Source organism: Rhodoferax sp. RT5P35, from assembly GCF_056521385.1.
Window position 1 is genome coordinate 1 of the sequence record NZ_JBWMAX010000370.1, and the last position, 1,024, is coordinate 1,024.

Here is a 1,024-nt window from a genome sequence, read left to right on the forward strand (position 1 = left end):
GTGCTGCCCATGACGGATTCTTCTGCGCAGCTGGAAATGCTGGCGCGTTTGTGCGCCTTGCCGCGTGAAGGGAGTACGGTCGAATTCAAGTCCAACCTAGATGCGTCTGCCGATATCGGGCAGTATCTTTCTGCGCTGGCAAACGCGGCGGCGTTGCAGGGGCACGAACGGGCTTGGCTGGTGTGGGGCGTGGCAGACGGCTCGCACGCTATCAACGGCACCACCTTCAACCCCTTCCTGCGTAAGGAGGGCAACCAGTCGCTGACCATGTGGTTGCAGCACATGACTTCACCGCGCGCAGATTTTCAGTTCCACGGGCTGACTCTGCCGCAAGGCCAGGTTGTGATGCTGGAGATCCACCCCGCCCGCAGCGCGCCGATTGCGTTCCAAAACCAACGTTACATCCGCATCGACAGCCATAAAACCAAGCTGTCAGAACACCCGGACAAAGAGGCCCGTTTGTGGGCCATGTTGGGCCAGAAAGACGATTGGTCGGGTGAGCTGGTGCCTGGCGCGGGATGGAGCGACCTGGACCCGCTGGCACTGGATGCCGCCCGCAAGCGCTTCACCGAATACCTGCTGAAAAGTGAGTCGAACACTGAGCGCCATGCGCAAATTCGCGAGGAGGTCGCCGGCTACGACGTACCCACTTTGCTGAACAAGGCACGCATTACCCAGCAGGGACGGATCACCCGTTCGGCGCTGCTGCTTTTGGGGCGTGACGAAGCCGCACATTTTTTGTCACCCGTGGATGCCAAGATCAGCTGGATATTGCGCGACGCGGGCAACCGCACCGAGTCGTCACAGCACTTTGGCATTCCCTTGCTGCTTGCCACAGAAAAAGTATGTGCACAGATCCGCAATGTGACGATCGAGCACATGCCCGATGGCACCTTGTTTCCGACGGCGGTGCCACGCTACGACGCATGGGTGATGCGTGAGGCCTTGCACAACGCGGTGGCCCACCAGGACTATCGGTTAGGGGGAAAGATCAACGTGGTGGAACACCCGGAGCGGCTGGTGT

General features: G+C 60.2%; 1 protein-coding gene. It reads left to right on the forward strand.

Going from position 1 to position 1,024, the window contains the following annotated elements; translation table 11 throughout:
- Positions 1-1,024, forward strand: a 1,024-nt coding sequence (locus tag AC097L_RS26405) for an ATP-binding protein (RefSeq protein ID WP_479589647.1), incomplete at both ends; no start/stop codon positions are given.